Genomic DNA, 17,753 nt, shown 5'->3' with positions numbered 1-17,753 from the left:
TGCCTTTCATGAGTGGTCACATGTACCGGCCGCCGGTCACCTCGACGACGGCTCCGGTGACATAACTGGCCAGGTCGGAGGCGAGGAAGAGGACGACCTGGGCGACCTCGGCGGGTTCGCCCGCGCGGCCCATGGGGATCTCCGCGAGCTTGGCGTCCCAGGCGGCCGGGGGCATCGCCTCGGTCATGGCGGTGCGGATCAGGCCCGGCTGTACGGCGTTGACGCGGATGCCCGCCTTCGCCAGCTCCTTGGCGGAGGCCTTGGTGAGGCCGACGAGGCCGGCCTTGGCGGCGCTGTAGTTCGTCTGACCGAAGTTGCCGACCTTGCCGGCGATGGAGGAGATGTTGACGATGCTGCCGCCGTGTCCGTGCGCGCGCATCGCCTCGGCGGCGAAGCGGGTGCCGTTCCAGGCGCCGGTGAGGTGGACGTCGACGACGGCACGGAAGTCGGTGACGGCCATCTTGCGCAGGGTCGCGTCCCGGGTGATCCCGGCGTTGTTGACCATGACGCCGACCGGTCCGAAGGTGTCGGCGCAGTGGGCGACCAGGGCGGCGACCTCGTCCTCGTCGGTGACGTCGCAGCGCAGCGACGTGGCGGGGACGCCGTTCTTGGCGAGGCGTTCGGCGGCCTCCGCTGCGGCGTCCTCGTTGATGTCGCCGAGGACGACCGACGCGCCCTCACCGCCGAGGACTTCGGCGATCGTGAAGCCGATGCCCTGTGCGCCGCCGGTGATCACCGCGTGCCGCCCGTCCAGCAGTCCCATGTCAGCCCGCCCCTGGCTCGACGTCATCCCTTGCTATTTCTCTTAAATAGATAACCTATTATGCTGAAACAATCAATACAGCGATCAGCTGTGCGAGCGGGGCCGGACGAGGAGAGAAGCCAGGTGGACATCAGCTATCCCCCGGAGACCGAGGCGTTCCGCACCGAGGTCAGGGCGTTCCTCGCCGAGACACTGCCGCCGGGCTGGAAGGGCATCGGCGCCCTGGACGAGGAGGAGGCCTGGGCCTTCTCCCGGGACTGGCGTCGGCTGCTCGCCGAGCGCCGCTACCTCTCCCTCACCTGGCCCGAGGAGTACGGCGGACGCGGCCTCTCCAAGCTCCACCAGGTCGTCCTGATGGAGGAGCTGGCCCTGGCCGGGGTGCCGTTCGGGCTGCCGCAGGACACCTTCGGCGTGAAGATGCTGGCCAACACACTGCTGCGCTGGGGCACGGAGGAGCAGAAGGCGCACTTCCTCCCCCGCATCCTGAGTGGCGAGGACACCTGGTGCCAGGGCTACTCGGAGCCGGACGCGGGTTCGGACCTGGCGTCGCTGAGGACCCGCGCCGTGCGGGACGGCGAGGAGTGGGTGATCGACGGCCAGAAGGTGTGGACGTCCGGTGCCCACCACAGCGACTGGATCTTCGTCCTGGCCCGCACCGACCAGGCCGCGTCCAGGCACCGCGGGATTTCCTTCCTCCTCGTCCCGCTGGACCAGCCCGGAGTGGAGGTGCGTCCGTTCCGCATGATGAGCGGGCAGCTGCATTTCAACGAGGTCTTCTTCAACGGCGCCCGCACCCGCGCCGATCTCGTCGTCGGCGGCGTCGACAACGGCTGGACCGTCGCGCAGAGCCTGCTGGGCGTGGAGCGCGGCGAGGAGGCGGCGACGAATCCCCTCCTCTTCAAGGCGGAGGTCGAACGGCTCGTCGAGCTGGCCCGGCTGTACGGCAAGGACAAGGACCCGGTCGTCCGGCAGCGCATCGCCTGGTGCTGGTCCAAGGTCGAGATCATGCGCTACCTCGGCTACCGGATCCTCACCGGCTGGCTCAAGGGCGCCGAGCCGGGCCCCGAGTCGTCGATCGCCAAGCTGTACTGGAGCGAGTACCACACCGAGGTCACCGACCTGGCGATGGACATCATGGGCCTGCACGGCCAGGTACCGGTCGGCCGTCAGCCCCTGCGCACCTATCGCGCCGACGACCCGGGCGCCGCGAACTCCTCGGCGTCCTGGTCGACGACGTACCTCATCGCCCGCTCGGGCACGATCTACGCGGGCACCTCCCAGGTGCAGCGGAACATCCTCGCGGAGAAGGTGCTGGGCCTGCCACGCGAGCCGAGAGCCTGATCACTTGCTGCCGAACTCGCCGGCCGCCGTCAGCGCAGCGCCCCCTTGGTCGCGTCGGCGATGAACCCGCGGGCGAAGAAGGTGAACACCAGCACCAGCGGGATCACCGACAGCAGCACCCCGGCCATCACCATGCTGTAGTCGGTGGAGTGACCGGCGTACAGCTGGGCCAGCGCCACCTGGAGGGTGAGCTTGTCCGGGTTGACCAGCATCACCAACGGCAGGATGTAGTCGTTCCAGGCGGCGATGAAGGTGTAGATGCCGAGGAACGCCAGGGCCGGGCGGACGCACGGCAGAACCACATGCCAGTACAGGCGGAAGAATCCGGCGCCCTCCATCCGGGCGGCGTCCAGCAGTTCGTCGGGGACGCTGGTGGAGGTGTACTGGCGCATCCAGAAGATGCCGAACGCGTTGGCGGCGGCCGGCACGATCAGTGCTTTGAGGGTGCCCAGCCAGCCCAGCTGCACCATGATCTCGTACTGCGGGATGATCGCCAGCTGGGTCGGCAGGAGGTACATCGACAGCAGGAGGCCGAAGAAGAACTTCTTGCCGGGGAAGTCGTACTTGGCGAAGGCGAACGCGGCCAGGGAGTCGAAGAACAGCACCAGGACCGTCGTACAGACCGCCACGATCATCGTGTTGGACAGCGCCCCGAAGAAGTCCATCCTGTCGAACAGGTGCTGGATGTTCGTCAGCAGGTTGCCGCCGAACCAGAGCTTCGGCGGGTAGCTGTAGATGTCCTGCGAGGTGTTCGTCGCCATGACGACGATCCAGTAGAACGGGAACACCGAGATGACCACGCCGAGCATCAGGATCACGTGGACGCTCAGGCCCCGGACGCGCTTGCGGTTCATGCCGTTCACGGCCGTCGCTCCTTTCGCTGCACCAGACGCCAGTTGACGAGGACGATGAGCAGGATCAGCAGGAAGAAGGCCCAGACGATGGCGGCGGCGTAGCCGAAGTCGTTGTTGTCGAAGGCCTGGTGGTAGAAGTACAGCAACGTGGTCAGACCGGCCTGGCCCGGTCCGCCGGAGTTGGGGTTGGTGGCCGCCTCACTGCCGAAGAGCACCTGTGGTTCGGTGAAGCTCTGCAGCCCGGTGACGGTGGAGACCACCACGGTGAACAGGATGATGGGCCGCAGCAGCGGGATCGTGATGGAGAAGAAGATCCGCACCGGGCCGGCCCCGTCCATCCGAGCGGCCTCGTACAGCTCGGAGGGAATCGCCTGGAGACCGGCCAGATAGATGATCGCGTTGTAGCCGGTCCACTGCCAGGTCATCAGCGCGGCGATCACCAGCTTGATCGTCCACTCGTTGCTCATCCAGGGCACTGCCGAGACGTGCACCGACTTGAGGATGGCGTTGATCAGGCCGAAGTTGTTGCTGAAGACCGCGCCGAAGAAGATCGCGATGGCCACCAGCGAGGTGATGCTGGGGATGAACAGGGCGACCCGGTAGAAGGCCGTGAAGCGCTTGGTGGAGTTCACCAGCACCGCGAGCACCAGCGCCAGGAAGAGCATCGGGACGGTCGACAGCACCCAGATGACCAGGGTGTTGCGGACGGACATCCAGAAGATCGGGTCGTCCCACAGGAAGCGGAACTGCTGGAACCCGACGAACTGCATGTCCCCGATGCCGTCCCACTTCTGGAACGCCAGGTACACGGTGTAGAGCACCGGGAAGAGCATGAAGACGGAGAAGATCAGGTAGTACGGCGAGATGGCCACGTACTGCGGCCAGTGCCTGGCGACCCGCCGACGGGGCCCGCGCGGGGCCCCGGCCGACACCGGCCGGATCCGTGGGGCGCGCCGCCCCGGACCGCGTGAACGGTCCGGGGACGGCTGCCCGGTGGGGCCGCTGTCGGGTCCGGAGGTCGGTCCGGTGGGTGCCGGGCCGGCTACCGGGGTTGACGACATGTCACTTCACTCCCTGACGCTCGGCGATCTGCTTGGCCTGGCTGACCGCGTCCTTCCACGCCTCGTCGGGGTCCTTGCCCTTGGCCTCGATGCTGGTCAGCTCGCTGTAGAAGGGCGCGGAGACCGCGGCGTCGGCCGGCGCCTCGTAGGCGGAGGGGATCTTCTCGGCCGCCGGGCCGAAGATCTCGATGGTCTTCTGGCCGCCGAAGAAGGCGTCGCCGCCGGTCAGGGCCGGCAGCTTGTACGCGGCCGGGGCGGTCGGGAACAGGGCCGCGTCGGTGAAGCCGCGGGCCTGGTTCTCCGGGCTGAGGATCCAACTGATGACCTTGAAGGCTTCCTCGGGGTTGCCGCTGGTCGCGGGGATCGCCAGGAAGGACCCACCGAGGTTGGACGGCCCGCCCGGCAGACTCGCCACCCGCCACTTGCCCTTGGTGCCCGGGGCCGCGTTGCTGATGTCCAGCGCGTGCCAGGCGGCGCCGATCTCGGTACCCAGGGCGCCGTTGCTGATCGCGGCGTTCCAGGTGTTGTCGTTGATCTTGGCGTCGATGCCGAGCGTGTAGGGCTTCACGGCGGTGGTCCAGGCGGTGCGGATGTGGTCCTGGTCGCCGATGAACTTGTTGTCCTCGTCGATGAACCGCTGGGTGCCCTGGCCGACGATCATGCCGAACACCGAGCCGATGTTGTTGATCAGGAAGGTCTTGGGGATGGCCTTGTGCAGCTCGACGCCGGCCGCGAAGTAGTCGTCCCAGGTGGCCAGCTGGGCGGAGACCTTGGCGGGGTCGGTGGGCAGTCCGGCCTGGGCGAAGAGGTCCTCGCGGTAGAAGGTGGCGCAGGGGCCGATGTCGATCGGGAAACCGATGAGCTTGCCGTCCTGCGTGGTGGCCTGCTTGAGCTTCCACGCCAGATAGTCCGGGACCAGCTTGTCCGCGCCGACGGTCTTCAGGTCGATGAACCGGTCGGCGTTCGGCAGGAAGGAGGCGATGTCCTCGCCCTTGATACCGGTGATGTCCGGAGCGGCCTGCGCCGAGCGCAGACCGGTGAGCAGCTTGGTCTTGAAGTCGCCGCCGACCACGGACGTCTTCAGGGTGATGTCGGAGAAGTGCGTCTTGGCGTCCGCGACGACCTTGTCGCTCAGGCCCCCCGACCAGTACCAGAGGGCCAGGTCCTTGCTGTCCTTGCTGCCGCTCGATCCTGAGCCGCCACCGCACGCGGCGGTGGCGCCGGCCGCGGCGGCCGTCAGTACGGCGGCTTGGAGGAATCGTCTGCGGGAAAGGTCCACGGTCTTCTCCTAGATTTCGGCGGGTTCGGATGTCCGGCATGTCCGACAGGACGTGTGGGTCTGGTGCCGTGGCGTGGGGACGCGGCGGGAGGGCCGGGTGGCTGAAGAGCATCGGCGTGGGTTGGCAACCCTTCAGCCACCCGGGGTGTGTGTCCTGGTCCTCTCAGACGGTGCCGACGCGTCCGTGACGGCGGAATATGCCGTTCATCCGCTTCGGCCGACCGGAGTGGGGTCCGGACCTGGCTCCGAATTACGCAAGAGAGTGCACCCGGTGCGCGGGTTTGACAAGGGTCAAGCAGATATCGAGACATTCATGCGCGACTTTGCTTGAGTTTGGAGCGTTCGCGAGTATGGTCTGCCGCATGCTCCCTGACCGAAGACATCAGCTGATCCTGCGCGCCCTGCGCACGGACGGGCCCACGTCGGTGGTCGCCCTGGCCGAGAAGGTCGGGGCGAGTGAGGCCACGATCCGGCGCGACCTCGCACAACTGGAGGACGAGGGCCTGCTCAAGAGGGTCTACGGCGGCGCCGCCCCCGTCGTGGGCGAGGACGATCCGTTCGCCGACGTGGCCGGCATCCGGGTCGAGGCGAAGGACGCCCTGGCGGCCTGGTGCGCAAACCTCGTCAGGGACGGCGAGACCGTGCTGCTCGACATTGGCACCACCGCCCACCGGGTGGCCCGCCAGCTGCACGGCCGGTCCCTGACCGTGATCACCAGCAACCTGGCCGTCTACGAGGAACTCCAGGACGACAAGGACGTCCAGCTGATCCTGCTGGGCGGTGTGGTGCGGCGCGACTACCGCTCCCTGGTCGGTTTCCTCACCGAGGACAACCTGCGCCAGGTCCATGCCGACCGGCTGTTCCTCGGCACCAGCGGGGTCCGCCCCGACGGCCAGGTGCTGGACACCACCGCCGTCGAAGTGCCCGTCAAACGGGCGATGATCGCCGCCAGCGCCCAGGTCGTCCTGGTCGCGGACGCCGGAAAGTTCCCCGGCACCGGGATGGCCCGGGTGTGCGGTCCGGAGGAACTCGACGTCGTGGTGACCAACGCGCCGGGCGACGAGAAGACCTGTAATCGGCTGCGTGAGGCGGGAGTTGAGGTGGTCGAAGTATGAGACTCACGATCCTGGGCGGCGGGGGCTTCCGCGTCCCGCTGGTCTACCGGGCGCTGCTGGGCGACCGCGGCGAGGGGCGCGTCACCGACGTGACCCTGTACGACCTGGACGCCTCGCGGCTCTCGACGATCCGCAGGGTCCTCGCCGACCAGGCGGCCGGACACCCCGACCCTCCGACGGTCACCGCCACCACCGACCTCGACGAGGCGATCACCGGAGCGGACTTCGTGTTCTCCGCCATCCGCGTCGGCGGGCTCGCGGGCCGGGCGGCGGACGAACGCATCGCGCTGGCCGAGGGCGTCCTGGGCCAGGAGACCGTCGGCGCGGGCGGCATCTCCTTCGGGCTGCGCACGGTCCCGGTGGCGGTCGCGATCGCCCGCCGGATCGCGGCCCTGGCGCCCGACGCCTGGGTCATCAACTTCACCAATCCCGCAGGACTGGTCACCGAGGCGATGACCGCACACCTGGGCGACCGGGTGATCGGGATCTGCGACTCCCCGGTGGGCCTGGGCCGCCGCGTGGCCGGGGCGCTCGGCGTCGATCCGGCGCGCGTCAGCCTGGACTACGTGGGCCTGAACCACCTGGGCTGGCTGCGCGGCCTGTACGCCGACGGCCGGGACCTGCTGCCTTCGCTGTTCGAGGACGAGGCCGCGCTGACCTCCTTCGAGGAGGGCAAACTCTTCGGCGCCGACCTGCTGCGCACGCTCGGCGCACTGCCCAACGAGTACCTGCACTACTACTACTTCAGCCGCGAGTCGGTGCGCTCGGCCGGGGCCGCAGAGCAGACCCGGGGCGCCTTCCTCCACTCCCAGCAGCAGCGCTTCTACGACTCCCTGGAAGCCGCCGACAGCTCCGCACCCGTGCCCCGCACGGCCTGGAACGCCTGGGACGCCACCCGCCTGGAGCGCGAGGTCACCTACATGGCGGAGAACCGTGACGCCGTCGGCATGGGTGACCGGGACTCCTGCGACCTGGAGTCCGGCGGCTACGAGCAGGTGGCCCTCGCCCTCATGCGGGCCATCGCCCGTGACGAGCGGGCATCTCTCATCCTCAACGTCCGCAACCGCGGCCGGATCCCCGTCCTCGACGACGACGCCGTCATCGAGGTCCCCTGCCACGTGGACGGCAACGGCGCCCGCCCCGTCGCCGGAGCCGCGCTCCCCGAGCACGGCACGGGCCTGGTGTGCTCGGTCAAGGCCGTCGAACGCGCGGTGATCCGGGCGGCCACCACCAGTGATCGCGCACACGCCGTCAAGGCCCTGACGATCCATCCCCTGATCGACTCGTACGCCGTCGCCAAACGCCTGCTGGACGCGTACCAGGGGCACTTCCCCGAGCTGGCCTACCTGGGCCGCTGACGCTCGAAGGTCTCGACCGGCGGGACCGGACGCGGCCCGCTCCCCGGGCGCCAGCCCGCGTCGAGCTTGCGCAGACCCACCCCGTCGGGCGCCCAGATGTGACAGCTGTCGAGCACACCGGCGGTGGGGCTCGGACCGACGGAGGGGTCACCGCCGTCACGGCGCCGTACGTAGGCGGAAAGGGACGCCTGGACGACCGCGGGGCCGAGCACACGAGCCAGTTCGTACAGGTGGGTGCACCCGGAGACACCCCGGAACCGCTCCTGGATCGCCCGGTTGTACCCGGCGGCGACACCGAGCCCGACGAGACCGTCGAACACCGGCGTGATGCGCGGGCACTCGGCGTGCGGAAAGCTCCGCATGTCGGCTTCGGCGGCCACGATCACCATGTCCGCGAGACGGACGCGCACCACCAGCACCATCCGGTGCACGACGGCGGCCGACGGCTCGGCCCACGGCCGCTCGTCGCGCAGCTCCGCCTCGACCGAGATCTCGTCGCCGCCGTCCTCCGCGTAGGCGGTGACGGCGACGGTACGGCGGTGCAGCGGGAGTTCGGCGCGGGTCATGCCGAGGTCTCCGCCGGCTCGGAGATGTCCTCGCCCAGCCCCGCGAAATCCGGCTGCCGGCGCTCGATGAAGCTGCGTACGCCCTCCCGGTAGTCCGGGGCGCGCTTCGCCGTGGCCAGGAGAGCGGCCGCCTGATCGCGGCTCTCGGTGAAGGTCCTGGCCTGGTCGTCGGCGAGTTGCCGCTTGATGAGGGACATGGCGTACGGGCTGGCCGAGCGGGCCAGCTCGGTCGCGTACGCGAGTGCCGCCGAGAGGAGGTCCTCCGGCTCGGCCAGGCGGTTGACCAGGCCCATCGCCTGAGCCTCCGTCCCGGTGATCCGGCGCGAGGACAGCAGCAGATCGGCGGCGTTGCCGTAGCCGACCAGCCGGGGCAGGATCCAGGACACGCCGTCCTCGGCCACCAGGCCGCGCGCGCTGAACGCGGCGGCGAACTTGGCCTGTGGGACGGCGAAGCGGACGTCGCACATCAGCGCCTGGTTGAACCCGATGCCCGCGCAGGCACCGTTGATCGCCGCGACGACGGGCTTGGGGAAGGACATGGGACGGGTGCGCGGCGGCAGCTGGTCCGTCGGCCACGGGCGGGCGCCGGACGACGCCCCGTCGAGCACGCTCATGTCCATCCCCGGACAGAAACTGCGCCCGGCGCCGGTGAGCACCACGGCCCGTACCCCTGGATCCTGCTCCGCCCGGTCGAACAGCTCGTTGTAGAGCAGCTCCATCTCCAGCGTCCAGGCGTTGTGCCGCTCGGGCCGGTTCAGGGTGAGGAGCATGACCCCGTCGGCGGTGAGTTCGGTGAGGATCACCGGGGTCGGATTCTCGGTCATCGAGGTCTCTCCAACCAGCTTAATAGGTAGATGAATCACCTGTATACCAGAAGTCTCGCCGAGTCCGGTCACGGGAAGATCCACCCGACCCTTGACCTGGTACCCTCGATGCACTAAGACGATTCATTTTGCTATATCCCGAACGCCGTATCGCGAACAAGGAGTGCCCATCGTGGCCGAGGCAGCCCGCTCAGCAGAAACGGCGGCCGTGCCCGCCCCGGCCCGCACCCGTGTCGGACGCCAGGTGCGGGTCCCGAAGACCGCCGAGCTGGTCGCCGCCCATCTGCGCCGCCAGATCGTCCGGGGCGAGCTGAACCCCGGCGACGCACTGCCGCCGGAGTCGGGCCTGATGGAGCAGTTCGGCATCTCGCGGCCGACCCTGCGCGAGGCGTTCCGTGTGCTGGAGTCGGAGTCCCTGATCACGGTGCGGCGCGGCGCCCACGGCGGTGCCCGGGTGAGCGCGCCGGACTCGGACGTCGCCGCCCGCTACGCCGGCCTGATCCTGGAGTACCGCGGCGCCACCCTGGGCGACATCTACCGCGCGGCAGCCCTCATCGAGCCGCCCTGCGCCCGCCAGCTGGCCGCCAAGCACACGCCGGAGGACATCAAGCGGCTGCGCGACGCGGTGGCGAACGAGAAGGCCGCCCTCGACGACCCGCTCTCCCTGGTCGAGGCACAGGACGCCTTCCACGCCCTCCTGGTCGAACTCACCGGCAACCAGACCCTGATCCTGCTGTGCGGCATGCTCCGCAACATCATCGACCGGGCCAACGCCTCGTACACCGCGGCCGCCACCGACGCCGAGGCCCAGAAGACCCAGGCCCTCAAGGGGCACCGCGCACATGTGCGGATGGTCGGCCTGATCGAGTCGGGCAAGGCGGACGAGGCCGAGAAGCTCTGGCAGCGGCACATCTCCAGCGCGGACGACGTGGTCAACGCCGCCGGACCCAAGACGGTCCTCGAACTCATGGACTGACCCCGCCCCCGTCATCATTCCGGGCCCACCCCTTGCCTCCTGGAAACAGTTAGATAATTATAGGAGGCGTACTGAATAGATCCTGGGGTCCGGAGGCGACGGCCATGGCCGAACAGCGCAAGCGCATCTTCGACTGCGACCAGCACATGTACGAGGAGCGGGACTCCTTCACCCGCTACCTCCCGAAGGAGTTCCTCGGTGCGGCGGTCGCACCGGTGACGCTGCCGGACGGGCGGGAGGTGATCCTCGCCGGTGACCGGATCGTCGTATGCCTGGAACCGGAGTTCGGGCAGGTCTACCGTCCCGGCTCGCTGAAGGAGATGCTCAAGGCGATGGCCTCGGGCAATCCGGAGGAGACCTACCAGTTCGAGCCGATGCACGAGTCGTACCAGAACCGCGAGGCCCGGCTGCGGGTCATGGACGAGCAGGGCCTGGACCAGACGATCATGTACCCGGGCGGCTGGGCACTGGTCGCCGAGGAGTATGTGAAGGGCGTCGAGCCGCTCTACGCCAACTACCACTCGTTCAACCGGTACATGAACGAGGTGTGGGGCTTCAACCACCAGGGCCGCATCTACGCCCCCGCGCTGCTGTCCCTGCGCGATCTCCCCAGCGCCGTCAAGGAGTTGGAGTACGTCCTGGAGCAGGGCGCCCGCTTCATCCTGCTGCCCACGGGGCCGGTGTACGGCCGTTCGCCGGGCGACCCGTACTTCGACCCGTTCTGGAAACTGGTCAACGAGGCCAAGGCGAGCGTCTGTTACCACATCAGCGAGTTCTACTACAACTCGCAGGTGGCGCCCTCGTGGGGCTTCGACCCCCACCCGATCCACTTCCGGATGTCGGCCTGGCAGTGGCAGAACACCTACGGTCAGCGTCCCATCGAGGAGACGCTGTCCGCGCTGATCTTCGACAACCTCTTCGGCCGGTTCCCCGACATCAACGTCCTGGTGTCCGAGTTCGGCGCCGAGTGGGTGCCGCACTTCGTGCGCCACATGGACAAGAGCCGGGGCATGGGCCGCAACGGCCCCTGGATCGGCGGGCAGTTGGACGAGCGGCCCAGCCAGGTCTTCCGCAAGCACATCCGCGTGGTGCCCTACCCCGAGGACGACACCGTGGCCCTGGTCAAGCGCCTCGGCTACCACGAGTCCATCGTCATGGGCTCCGACTTCCCGCACGCGGAGGGCCTGGCCAACCCGGCCGACTTCCGCAAGCTGATCTCGGAGCTGGACGAGTCGGTCCAGGACGACATCATGCACAACAACGCCCAGCAACTGATCAGCCGCTGAGCGTCGTCCCCCTGCTCCCGCCTGGCGGCGGGCCCGGTCAGCCGACCAGGCCCGCCGCCAGGTTCGCGATGTCAGCGAGAAGGGCGGTCCCGCGCGGCGAGTGGTCGTAGCCGGCGAGCGGGTAGCCGTTGCTGAGGCACGCGAAGGACAGGCCCGACTCCGGGTCCATGAAGCCCAGTTGGTAGGCGGCTCCCGCGCTGCCGAAGAGCGCGGGCGATCCGGTGGACGGCAGGTTGCTGCCCGCGTCGGGGCCGGCCACGGTGACGAACAGCCCCATGCTGGTACGGCGGTTACCGCCACCGCCGTAGATCTGCTCGCCGTACGGCTGCTCCGTGAACCGGATCCGGGTGCCCTCCGCGACCGCGCCCGGCTTCCACAGGCCCGAGTGCTCCAACGCCTGGAAGTAGAGCGCGACATCGGCGGCGGTGGCGACCAGGGCATGGCTCGGCTCGCCGGCCGCGAGCACGCGCGGGTCGGAGAGGTACCAGGGGCCCCAGGGGTCGGCCTCCTGGTCGTCGCTCGTGCGGTCGGTGGCGAGCATCGGGGCGACCGTGCCGGGCTGACGGTCGACCGGCACTCCTAGTTCGATCGACGACAGGCCGAGCGGCCCTGCGACCTTCTCGTGCAGGTAGTCGGCGAAGGTCAGCCCCGTGCGCCGCTCGACGATCTCGGCGATCAGCCAGGCGGCCGAGGTGAGGTGGTACTGGAAGCGGCTGCCCGGCGGGTAGTCCAGCCGCCAGCGGCCGAAGGCGGCCAGGCGCTGTTCGCGGTCCAGCATCTTGGGGAGGCCCAGGGGCGCGAAGGGGAAGCCGGCGGTGTGGGTGAGCACCTGCTCGACGGTCACCGTCTCCTTCCCGTTCGGCGCGAACTCCGGGATGATCGCGGCGACTTGCTCGCCCACGGCCAGGAGCCCCTCGCCGATCAGCTTCCAGACGACTCCCGCGACGATCGATCGTCCGACGGACTGCAGCACGTACCGGGTGTCGGGGCCGGCGTCACCGTAGGTCTCGAAGGCCAACAGCCGGCCGCCCCGAGCGACGGCGACCTGCGCGGACGGCAGGGGGCCGTGTTCGACCTCCCGGCGGATCCGGCGCAGGAGTGTGTCGAGCCGTTGTGGGTCCAACTCGTCGGTGTGGTCAGGCACTTGTTCCTCCTTCGGACGGCTCGCGCAGCCGACGGCGTACGACCTTGCCGTTGGCGTTGCGCGGCAGGTCGTCCACCAACCACCAGCGGACGGGCACCTTGAACCCGGACAGCCGGGCGCGGGTGTAGTGCCGGAGCGCCTCCGGCCGGGGCGGGTCGTCGGGGTCGGCCGGCACGACGAATGCGACGACGGTCTGGCCGAGCCGCTCGTCGGGCACACCGGTGACGGCCACGTCCGCCACGCCCGGGTGGGCCGTGAGGAGCGTCTCGACCTCCAGGGGGTGGACGTTCTCACCGCCACGGATGATCATGTCGGTGCCCCGGCCGTAGAGATAGAGATAGCCGTCCTCGGCCACGCGCCCCAGGTCACCGCTGTGCAGCCAGCCTTCGGCGTCGATGCGGAAGAAATGGTCGGCGCGACCGTGGATCTCGCCGATGCCGTCCGGACCGGCCTCGTGGACCCTGACCTCGACACCGGGAGCGGGCCGCCCCACCGACCGCAGCAGCTCGGTGCGTCCGGCGACCGCCTCCCGGTGGTCCTCGGGGGTGAGCACACTGATCGGCGAGCCCTCGGTCTGCCCGAACATGTTGAGCATGCGGACGCCGGGCATCGCCTCGTACGTCCGGCGCAGAGTGCCCGGGCGGACGGGTGCGCCGCCGTACTGGAGGGTCCGCAGCGTCTCGTGCCGCGCCTCGCCCGCCGCCAGCAGGGTCTCCAGCATCGCCGGGACCATGCTGGTGTGCGTGGTGCCGAGGTCCCGGAGCAGGGTCCAGCCCTCGATGGTGAACCGGGTCAGGCCGGTGATCAGGGCGCCCGCGGCGAGAGCAACGGCGATGTTGCCGAGGCCGGCGATGTGATGAAAAGGCGCGCTGCCGCCGTAGAAGCTGTCGGGGTCGAGTCCACAGAGCTGTCCGTTGACACGGGCGCGGGCGGCCAGGCGTCGTTGGGTCATGGGGACGGGTTTGGGCAGGCCGGTGGTCCCGGAGGTGTGCAGGACGGCTGCGAGTTCTTCGGGTACGGCTGTCAACTCCCGTGTACTGGTACGCAGTTCGGGGATGACTGCGACCCGTCGGCCGGACAGCTCGGCGACCTGTCCGCCGAGGGCGGTGAACTCGGGCTGGACCAGGAGCACTTGGGATTCGGTGGCCCTGACGACCGCCGCGAGTTCGTATGGGGTCATGCGGACGCCGAGCGGCGCGAGCGGATGCCCGGAACCGGCGCCGCCGATCACCAGGGCGAGCGCGTCGGCGGAGGTGGCGGCCAACGCCGGTACGGGTGCGCCTGGTTCGAGGCCGAGCGTGTCGAGCCAGTCGGCCGCGCCGGCGGCCCGGTCGAGGAGTTCGCGTCCGGTCCAGGTCAGGTCGCCGAAGCGGACGGCGGGACGGGCATGGTCGTAGGCGCGGCTCACCATGGCGGTCCAGGTGGCCGCTTGTCCGGACTCCTGCGCGCCGCCCATCGGCGTCACTGCTCCAGACGGACCGCCGCGGTGCCGGTGACCACCTCGGCGCCGTCCTGGTTGAGGGTGCGCAGGGAGAAGTGGGCGACCGGGCCGGACGCCGTCTCCTCGATCGACTCGACGGTGGCCGTGGCGGTGAGGGTGTCACCGGGCCAGACCTGGGCCTTGAAACGCACGCCGAAGCGGAGCAGCGACTCCGCGCCAACCCAGTCGGTCAGGACCCGGCCGGTCATGCCCATCGTCAGCATGCCGTGGGCGAAGACCCCGGGGTATCCGGCGGCCTCGACGGCGAACCTCTCGTCGGTGTGCAGCGGGTTGAAGTCTCCGGACGCGCCCGCGTACTGCACGATCCGGGTGCGCTTGAGGTCGTCGACGAGGACGCTCTCGCGCGTCTCACCGACCTTGATGTCGTCCGTGCTCAGGCTCATCGGGCGTCCTCCTTACGGGTGGCGGGGCCCTCGGGTACGACGGCGACGGTCTTGGCGCTGACGACCGGCTCGCCGTCCGCGTCCCGGTACTCGGTGATGCGCTCGCTGAAGAGCAGCCGGCCACTGCGGCCCTGCTTCTCCCAGCTGCGTCCGAGGGTGAAGTGGGCGTACAGGGTCTCGCCGGCGCGGACCGGGCGGTGGTACTCGAAGTGCTGCTCGGCGTGCAGCCCGCCACCGCCCTCGGCCATCACCCCGGGCCCCGCACCGGACCCGAACCACTCTTCGCCGGGCTTGGGCCGCAGGTGGTAGTCGGGGTCGTGCTGAGCGCTCACCATGGTGAAGGTGGGCGGGGCGACCGGGGCGGCGCCCTGGTAGGCGGGGTTCTCGTCGCCGATGGCGCGGGCGAACATCATGATGTGCCCGGCCTCGACCGGGAAGGACTGCCCTGTCATGGTCGCGTACTCCTACTCATCGGTCGGTTCGGTCAGTACGGCAGGAACGCGTCGCGGGTGGCCTCGTCCGGGTCGAAGTCCGGCGGAAGTCCCTCGAACTTCGGCTCCCGCTTCTCAACGAAGCTCGCCACGCCCTCGCGGAAGTCCGGCGAGCCCGCGAAGAACTCCATCGCGGAGTAGGACCGGGCCAGGGCGTCGGTGAAGGTGCGGTCGAGATCGCCGTAGACCTGATGGCGTACGACGGCCATGGCGCGCGGGGAGCAGTTGCGGGCGATGTCCCTGGCGTAGGCGCGGGCGGAGTCGAGCAGGTCCTCGGGTTCCACGACCCGGCTGACGAGGCCGAGTTCCTTGGCCTCGTCGGCGTCGAAGACCCGGCCGGACAGCAGCAGGTCGAGGGCGTTCTCCAGGCCGACGACACGGGGCAGGACGTACGGCAGGTTGTACTCGCCGGCCAGGCCGCGGCGGGTGAAGGCGGTGGTGAAGCGGGCACCTCGGGCGGCGAAGCGGATGTCGCAGATCAGCGCCTGGACCAGGCCGATGCCGGCGCAGGCGCCGTTGACTGCGGCGATGAGCGGCTTCGGCATGTCGCGCCTGCTGTACATGGGGACACGGGCCTGGAGGTTGAGCGACTGACCGGGTTGGGCGTTCTGTTCCAGGCGCTGGACGTCCATGCCGGGGCAGAAGGCCCTGCCCGCGCCCGTGACGATCACGGCACGGACCGCCGGGTCGTGCGCGGCCTCGTCGAGGAGTGCGAAGAAGCGGCGCTCCATGGGGAGGCTCCACGCGTTCTTGCGCTCGGGCCGGTTGAGGGTGACGGTGGCGACGCCGTCCTCGTCGACCTCGTACAGCACCAGGTCCAGGTCCTGCGGAGAGGCCGCCATGGGGTCCTCGGACATGTCGTGACTCCTCATTCCTCGTCCAGCGGTTCGACGGGGTCACCGACGCCCGGTCGCTCCCCGGAGATGGTCACCACCACCTGGCCCCGCGCACAGATGCGACCGTCGGTCATTACGTCGACATCGGCGAAGTGCAACCTGCCTCCGCGCCTGACACAGCGTGCGTAGGCGACGGCCTCCCTGCCCCGGGCAGGTGCGAGGTACTGCACCGACATCGACACGGTGCTGAGCAGACTCCCCTTCGTGAAGTCGTGCCCGGCGATGACGGCTCCGGCGCCCGCGGTGTCGATGAGGGCCGAGATGACTCCGCCATGGAAGACGCCCTCATGGGCGGAGAGGGACTCGGTGTAGGGAAGCTCGATCTCGACGGCGTCCGGGTCCCAGCGCGTCACGCGGATGCGGCAGAGGCGGTTGAAGGCGACCCCGCGCTCCCAGCGAGCCCGGAACCAGGTCCGGAGTTCCCGCTGCTCCTGGTCGGTGAGGGTTCTCGCCGCGACGGTCATCAGCACGCCCTCCGGTCTCGACCTGTCGGCCGATCGATATAGTTACATGAATCAGCTAGTTGAGGCAATCGTACGGGTCGATCAGGAGAGTTGGATGTATTATTTATCTAACTCATTCTGCTGTTAGTCGCACAGAGAGGCGCCTCGATGCCGTCGACCGCACTGGCCGGGATCCGTGTCCTCGATCTGTCCCGCATCCTCGCCGCGCCGCTGGCCACCCAGATGCTGGCCGACCTGGGCGCCGACGTGATCAAGGTCGAGCGGCCCGGAACGGGGGACGACTCACGGACGTACGGCCCGCCCTTCGCGCCCGGGCCCGACGGCGAGGGCGACCGGACGGACACCGCCGCCTTCTACCTCGCCTGCAACCGCAACAAGCGGTCGGTGACCGTCAATCACGCCACCGCCGAGGGGCAGGAGCTGATCCGTGCGCTCGCCGCGCGGTCGGACGTGCTGGTCGAGAACTTCCGGGCGGGGACGCTGGCGAAGTACGGACTCGGCCAGGAGACCCTGCGGGGGCTCAACCCGAGACTGGTGTACCTGTCGGTGACCGGCTTCGGCCAGACCGGACCGTATGCCGGGCGTCCGGGCTACGACGGCATCTTCCAGGCCATGTCCGGGATGATGAGCGTCTCCGGGCACCCGGAGGAGCCGATGAAGGTCGGCGTCAGCATGGTCGACATCCTCACCGGGCTGTACGCCTCCACGGCCGTGCTCGCCGCCCTGCGGCACCGGGACGTCACCGGTGAGGGCCAGTTCATCGACCTGTCCCTGCTGGACTGCGGACTGGCCTCGTTGTCGCACTTCGCGATGAACTACCTGGTCTCCGGGGAGGTTCCGGAGCGGCGCGGGAACGGTGGGTACGGGGGGATTCCGTCCCAGGCGTTCCAGTGCGCGGACAAGCCGATCTTCCTTGTCGCGGGCAACGACAAGCAGTTCGCCGGGTTCTGCGCGGCGGCCGGGCGCACCGAGCTGCTCCAGGATCCGCGGTTCGCGACGACGTCCGCGCGGATCACTCATCGCGAGGAGATTCTGCCGGTGCTGGCGGGGGTCATGCGGACCCGGACGCGGGACGAGTGGCTTGCGGTGCTGGACGAACACGATGTCCCTGCCGGGCCGTTCAACGAGCTGCCGGATGTCTTCGCCGATCCGCAGATACGGCATCGGGGGATGCTGGTCGAGGTCGAGGATCCGGTGTCGGGGCGACACCTGCCGATGCTGGCGAATCCGATCCGGTTGACGGGGACTCCTGTCGAGGGGTACGTGGCGCCGCCTGCGCTGGGTGAGCATACGGCCGAAGTGCTGGGCGAGGTGGTTGGGGTGACGGAGGGTCAGCTGGCGGAGCTGCGGGGGCGGGGTGTCGTGTGAGGCGGTTTTGTCGCCCCCGCCGCCCCTACCCAGACCCCCGCTACGGCCCTGAACGGGCCTAGTCCTCAAACGCCGGACGGGCT

18 protein-coding genes are annotated in these 17,753 nt (G+C 69.3%); 6 read left to right on the top strand and 12 right to left on the bottom strand.

Annotated elements, in window-relative coordinates; translation table 11 throughout:
• Positions 1-16: 16 nt before the first annotated feature.
• Positions 17-763 carry a 3-oxoacyl-ACP reductase FabG gene (fabG, locus tag ACWCRB_RS34335; protein WP_450999797.1) on the bottom strand — a complete coding sequence of 249 codons (747 nt, stop codon included), beginning with the start codon at positions 761-763 and terminating at the stop codon, positions 17-19.
• A gap of 123 nt (positions 764-886) precedes the next feature.
• Here fabG and ACWCRB_RS34330 point away from each other — a divergent pair, with 123 nt between their 5' ends.
• Positions 887-2,104, top strand: a complete 1,218-nt coding sequence (locus tag ACWCRB_RS34330) for an acyl-CoA dehydrogenase family protein (RefSeq protein WP_450999796.1) — start codon at positions 887-889, stop codon at positions 2,102-2,104.
• Positions 2,105-2,133: 29 nt separating this feature from the next.
• On the opposite strand, the gene ACWCRB_RS34325 is transcribed toward ACWCRB_RS34330, so the two are convergent.
• From ACWCRB_RS34325 to ACWCRB_RS34315, 3 genes are read right to left on the bottom strand one after another with little or no spacing between them, the layout of a single operon-like run.
• Positions 2,134-2,958: a carbohydrate ABC transporter permease gene (locus ACWCRB_RS34325; protein ID WP_450999809.1), complete on the bottom strand. Its 825-nt coding sequence runs from the start codon at positions 2,956-2,958 to the stop codon at positions 2,134-2,136.
• Between the two features lie 5 nt (positions 2,959-2,963).
• Complete coding sequence (locus ACWCRB_RS34320) at positions 2,964-4,019, bottom strand: ABC transporter permease subunit (protein WP_450999795.1); 1,056 nt, start codon at positions 4,017-4,019, stop codon at positions 2,964-2,966.
• A gap of 1 nt (position 4,020) precedes the next feature.
• Entirely contained in the window at positions 4,021-5,298 is a 1,278-nt protein-coding gene (locus ACWCRB_RS34315) for an extracellular solute-binding protein (RefSeq protein WP_450999794.1), read from the bottom strand.
• Between the two features lie 362 nt (positions 5,299-5,660).
• Here ACWCRB_RS34315 and ACWCRB_RS34310 point away from each other — a divergent pair, with 362 nt between their 5' ends.
• A complete protein-coding gene (locus ACWCRB_RS34310; protein ID WP_389346893.1) occupies positions 5,661-6,413 on the top strand; it encodes a DeoR/GlpR family DNA-binding transcription regulator in 753 nt (250 codons plus the stop codon).
• On the top strand, positions 6,410-7,771 hold the full coding sequence (locus ACWCRB_RS34305) for a 6-phospho-beta-glucosidase (protein ID WP_450999793.1): 1,362 nt from the start codon (positions 6,410-6,412) through the stop codon (positions 7,769-7,771). Before ACWCRB_RS34310 ends, ACWCRB_RS34305 begins: the two co-directional genes overlap by 4 nt.
• On the opposite strand, the gene ACWCRB_RS34300 is transcribed toward ACWCRB_RS34305, so the two are convergent.
• Complete coding sequence (locus tag ACWCRB_RS34300; RefSeq protein ID WP_450999792.1) at positions 7,756-8,337, bottom strand: DUF2889 domain-containing protein; 582 nt, start codon at positions 8,335-8,337, stop codon at positions 7,756-7,758. The two genes, ACWCRB_RS34305 and ACWCRB_RS34300, sit on opposite strands and share 16 nt — an antisense overlap.
• Positions 8,334-9,161: an enoyl-CoA hydratase-related protein gene (locus ACWCRB_RS34295; RefSeq protein ID WP_450999791.1), complete on the bottom strand. Its 828-nt coding sequence runs from the start codon at positions 9,159-9,161 to the stop codon at positions 8,334-8,336. Before ACWCRB_RS34295 ends, ACWCRB_RS34300 begins: the two co-directional genes overlap by 4 nt.
• Before the next feature lie 172 nt (positions 9,162-9,333).
• Between ACWCRB_RS34295 and ACWCRB_RS34290 the strand changes: the two genes are divergently transcribed.
• Together ACWCRB_RS34290 and ACWCRB_RS34285 are read left to right on the top strand one after the other, a co-directional pair.
• Positions 9,334-10,137 carry a FadR/GntR family transcriptional regulator gene (locus tag ACWCRB_RS34290; RefSeq protein ID WP_450999790.1) on the top strand — a complete coding sequence of 268 codons (804 nt, stop codon included), beginning with the start codon at positions 9,334-9,336 and terminating at the stop codon, positions 10,135-10,137.
• A gap of 104 nt (positions 10,138-10,241) precedes the next feature.
• Entirely contained in the window at positions 10,242-11,423 is a 1,182-nt protein-coding gene (locus ACWCRB_RS34285) for an amidohydrolase family protein (RefSeq protein ID WP_450999789.1), read from the top strand.
• A gap of 37 nt (positions 11,424-11,460) precedes the next feature.
• Here the strand turns inward: ACWCRB_RS34285 and ACWCRB_RS34280 are convergent, their stop codons facing one another.
• Genes ACWCRB_RS34280 through ACWCRB_RS34255 form a run of 6 tightly spaced genes read right to left on the bottom strand, consistent with a single transcriptional unit; the run spans position 11,461 to position 16,302 of the window.
• On the bottom strand, positions 11,461-12,567 hold the full coding sequence (locus tag ACWCRB_RS34280; protein WP_450999788.1) for a serine hydrolase domain-containing protein: 1,107 nt from the start codon (positions 12,565-12,567) through the stop codon (positions 11,461-11,463).
• Complete coding sequence (locus ACWCRB_RS34275) at positions 12,560-14,023, bottom strand: class I adenylate-forming enzyme family protein (protein ID WP_450999787.1); 1,464 nt, start codon at positions 14,021-14,023, stop codon at positions 12,560-12,562. Before ACWCRB_RS34275 ends, ACWCRB_RS34280 begins: the two co-directional genes overlap by 8 nt.
• Before the next feature lie 5 nt (positions 14,024-14,028).
• Positions 14,029-14,451 (bottom strand): MaoC family dehydratase, encoded by a 423-nt coding sequence (locus ACWCRB_RS34270; protein WP_450999786.1) that lies wholly within the window; start codon positions 14,449-14,451, stop codon positions 14,029-14,031.
• On the bottom strand, positions 14,448-14,903 hold the full coding sequence (locus ACWCRB_RS34265; protein ID WP_450999785.1) for an FAS1-like dehydratase domain-containing protein: 456 nt from the start codon (positions 14,901-14,903) through the stop codon (positions 14,448-14,450). Before ACWCRB_RS34265 ends, ACWCRB_RS34270 begins: the two co-directional genes overlap by 4 nt.
• Positions 14,904-14,935: 32 nt before the next feature.
• Positions 14,936-15,799 carry an enoyl-CoA hydratase-related protein gene (locus tag ACWCRB_RS34260; RefSeq protein ID WP_450999784.1) on the bottom strand — a complete coding sequence of 288 codons (864 nt, stop codon included), beginning with the start codon at positions 15,797-15,799 and terminating at the stop codon, positions 14,936-14,938.
• A gap of 11 nt (positions 15,800-15,810) precedes the next feature.
• Entirely contained in the window at positions 15,811-16,302 is a 492-nt protein-coding gene (locus tag ACWCRB_RS34255) for a PaaI family thioesterase (protein ID WP_450999783.1), read from the bottom strand.
• Positions 16,303-16,449: 147 nt separating this feature from the next.
• On the opposite strand from ACWCRB_RS34255, the gene ACWCRB_RS34250 reads away from it, so the two are divergent.
• Positions 16,450-17,670, top strand: a complete 1,221-nt coding sequence (locus ACWCRB_RS34250) for a CaiB/BaiF CoA transferase family protein (RefSeq protein WP_450999782.1) — start codon at positions 16,450-16,452, stop codon at positions 17,668-17,670.
• Positions 17,671-17,753 lie beyond the last annotated feature (83 nt).

The organism is Streptomyces sp. NPDC002156, from assembly GCF_053593675.1.
The sequence above is the reverse complement of the archived record's forward strand: the minus strand, read 5'-3'. Positions and strand labels throughout refer to the sequence as shown.